This window comes from Arthrobacter sp. I3, assembly GCF_000520575.1.
GTDB classification, from domain to species: domain Bacteria; phylum Actinomycetota; class Actinomycetes; order Actinomycetales; family Micrococcaceae; genus Arthrobacter; species Arthrobacter humicola_A.
This window is the reverse complement of the sequence record NZ_AZSB01000552.1, coordinates 1-2,766: the sequence shown is the minus strand read 5'-3', so window position 1 is coordinate 2,766 and position 2,766 is coordinate 1. Positions and strand designations below refer to the sequence as shown.

The following is a 2,766-nucleotide window of genomic DNA, read 5'->3' as shown; positions in this document are numbered from 1 at the left end:
GCGGCAGAATCAGTACCGGCCCCGGAGTCAGATGAGTCATCAGGCAATGCCGAGCTGGACGAAGACAATACCGGAGGTAACGAGTGAGTAATTCCGACTCATATCCCAAGCCGAGCAGCGGCGTGCCGAGCGGAGTGCGGCAGCCCGCCGCCGCACCGCGCGTAGGCGCCCCCTCGCGTCCGCAGCAGCGCCCCGGCGTGTCCGGCGCAGCCACGGGAACGGGCCAGCGGCCCGCCGCACCCGGCCAGCGCCCCACGGTCCCCGGACAGCGCCCCGCCGTCCCGGGTCAGCGCCCCGCCCAGTCCGGCGGCCAAAGCACTGCCGGGCTGATCAAGCCTGCTCCCAAGGCCAAGGTGCGCCGTGCCAGGCTGCTGGTCAGCAAGGTGGACCCCTGGTCCGTGCTGAAAATGGCCTTCCTGCTCTCCGTGGCGCTGGGAATCGTCACCGTCGTGGCGGCGATCGTGCTCTGGACCGTCCTGGACCTGACCGGGATCTTTGACCAGGTGGACAGCCTGCTCGGGACCCTCGCCGGCTCCGAAGGCGGCGGCTTCGAATTGAAGAAGGTGGCATCCCTGGGTCAGGTGGCGTCATTCGCCACCATCATCGCCGTGATCAATGTGGTGCTGCTGACGGCGTTGTCGATGCTTTCGGCGGTGCTCTACAACATTGCCGCGACGCTCGTCGGCGGCATCGGCGTGACCCTCACGGACGACTAATTCCCGAACTTCTCCGCGGATTCCCGCGGAAAAAGGCCTCGATTTGAGATCGGGCCGGGATGTGCTGTACAGTCATATCTCGGCCCGATGAGGCATCGGGGCGTATAGCTCAGGCGGTTAGAGCGCTTCGCTGATAACGAAGAGGTCCCAGGTTCAAGTCCTGGTACGCCCACGGAACCTGTACTGGTTCTGGCAGAGGTTAGTGAAGGTTCGTCCATGACAGAACCGGAACGGGGTGCATGTGAAGAAGTTGCTGGTTATCGCAGCCACGGTCGCAGGCGTCCTCCTCTACAGGAAAGTGCAGGAATCCGAAGCCCGGAAAGTAATCTGGAGCAATTCAACCGATACGGTTGACTAGCCCGGAACCCGGGGATGGAAGCTGGAAATCAGCTCTCCGGACCTAGGGTATGATTGTCGGGTTGCTTCTTATGGGGGCATGGCGCAATTGGTAGCGCACCTGCTTTGCAAGCAGGGGGTTCGGGGTTCGAGTCCCCGTGCCTCCACCATAGGAAAAGCCCCGGACAGCGGAAACGCTGTCCGGGGCTTTTTTCATGCCTTCCCCACCTCACTCCTTCGGCTTGGCGTAGTCCGCCATCCCTTGCCAGTCGATATACACGTAGGGCTCGTCGCCGAGCACCCAGGCGTCGTGGCCCGGCGGAATCACACCGAAGTCGCCGGGCCCGAATTCGAGTTCTTCGCCGTCGTCCATGACGACTTTGATGCGGCCGGAAATCGTGTAGCCGGTATGGCTGGCCATGCAGCTGTCAGTTTTGGCGATCGGCTTGACGTGGTCTGACCACTTCCAGCCCGGAAGGAATGTAGCCCGTCCAACCGGGCCGGCCTCGAGGTTGACGAGATCCACCTGACCCATGCCCTCGGCAACGGGGCGCGTCTCTTCGGGATTGTCCAGGCTCTTGCGGATCATTGACGCCATGATGGTCTCCTTCTTCGATGATGGCGAGACCGGAACGTGAGACCGCGCCTTAAGGTTGGCACCGCGGTATGCACCCGTCAAGGAGCAGCGGCCGTAAGGGCCCCTGCTGTCCGTCCCATTAGTGTTGGAGCGTGAACTTCTTACTTGCGGCCGTAGGTGTGCTGGGTGTGGCCTCGTCGGGGCCCCTCATTGCCGCCACGCTGGGCGCCACGTCGGTCAGTGCCCTCGCCATCGCATTCTGGCGCAACGCCATTGGAGCAGTCGTGATGGCCGGTCCGGTTGTGGTCCGCAACCCCCGTCAGTTCGGAAAGGTGACCGGAGCCGAGTTCCGCTGGTCGCTCGCCGCTGCCGTCGCCCTGGCCCTGCACTTCGCGTGTTTCATTACCTCCCTGCAGCTGACGTCGGTCGCGGCGGCGACTGCGCTGGTGTGCCTTCAGTCAGGCTGGATCGCGATCTTCCAGCTCTTCCGAGGAGTCCGGCTCCGCTGGCCGGTCCTGGTAGGGCTGGGGCTCGCCTTCGGCGGTGTCGTGACAATCACCGGTTTTGATATGGGCTCCTCGCCCGAGGCGCTTGTGGGCGATCTCCTGGCCGTCGCCGGCGGCGCACTGGCGGGCATCTACACGCTCGCCGGAGGCAAGGCACGGCAGAGCATGGGCACCGGCGTCTATACGACCCTGTGCTACGGCATGTGTGCCGCGATTGTGGCGGGGATGGCGCTGCTGGCCGGACAGCCGCTGGCAGGGTTCGAAGCCACCGGCTGGCTGGGGATCCTCGCCATTACCGTGTGCGCACAGCTGGTGGGGCACACCGCGTTCAACTATCTGCTGGCGACCATGAGCCCGCTGCTGGTGTCCATGATCATCCTGCTGGAAATCCCCGGAGCGGCGCTCCTGGCCGCAGCCTTCCTGGACGAGACGCTGCCGGCCGGGACCTACGTGGGGCTGGCGATGATCCTGGTGGGGCTCGCCGTCGTGGTCCTGGGGCAGCGAGGCTCACGCTCCGCCCGGAGAACGGGCGAGGGAGCCGGTGAAGAGCGGCTGGCGGAGCTCGGCACCGACTAGGCCGCTCCCGGCGGCCGCATCTCCCGGCGGCCGCGTGGCCGCCGCCATTGGCCGC

4 protein-coding genes and 2 tRNA genes are annotated in these 2,766 nt (G+C 65.3%); 5 read left to right on the top strand and 1 reads right to left on the bottom strand.

Annotation, left to right across the window (positions count from 1 at the left end; genetic code table 11):
* The first annotated feature begins 83 nt into the window (after positions 1 to 83).
* From Y706_RS0102615 to Y706_RS0102600, 4 genes are all read left to right on the top strand, one after another.
* The gene (locus Y706_RS0102615) at positions 84 to 716 is read left to right on the top strand and encodes a DUF3566 domain-containing protein (RefSeq protein WP_028275349.1); all 633 of its coding nucleotides are present in this window, start codon (positions 84 to 86) and stop codon (positions 714 to 716) included.
* Between the two features lie 98 nt (positions 717 to 814).
* A tRNA-Ile gene (locus tag Y706_RS0102610) sits at positions 815 to 888 on the top strand.
* Positions 889 to 951: 63 nt separating this feature from the next.
* A complete protein-coding gene (locus tag Y706_RS29690; RefSeq protein WP_306292825.1) occupies positions 952 to 1,074 on the top strand; it encodes a DLW-39 family protein in 123 nt (40 codons plus the stop codon).
* Positions 1,075 to 1,146: 72 nt separating this feature from the next.
* Positions 1,147 to 1,222 (top strand) — tRNA-Ala (locus Y706_RS0102600).
* A 59-nt stretch (positions 1,223 to 1,281) separates the two neighbouring features.
* Here the strand turns inward: Y706_RS0102600 and Y706_RS0102595 are convergent.
* Complete coding sequence (locus tag Y706_RS0102595) at positions 1,282 to 1,650, bottom strand: cupin domain-containing protein (protein WP_028275348.1); 369 nt, start codon at positions 1,648 to 1,650, stop codon at positions 1,282 to 1,284.
* A 131-nt stretch (positions 1,651 to 1,781) separates the two neighbouring features.
* Between Y706_RS0102595 and Y706_RS0102590 the strand changes: the two genes are divergently transcribed.
* On the top strand, positions 1,782 to 2,711 hold the full coding sequence (locus Y706_RS0102590) for a DMT family transporter (protein ID WP_028275347.1): 930 nt from the start codon (positions 1,782 to 1,784) through the stop codon (positions 2,709 to 2,711).
* Positions 2,712 to 2,766 lie beyond the last annotated feature (55 nt).

Coding starts and splice junctions, on each gene's coding strand:
- Y706_RS0102595 (WP_028275348.1), bottom strand. CDS start 1,650: ATGGCGTCAATGATCCGCAAGAGCCTGGACAATCCCGAAGAGACGCGC.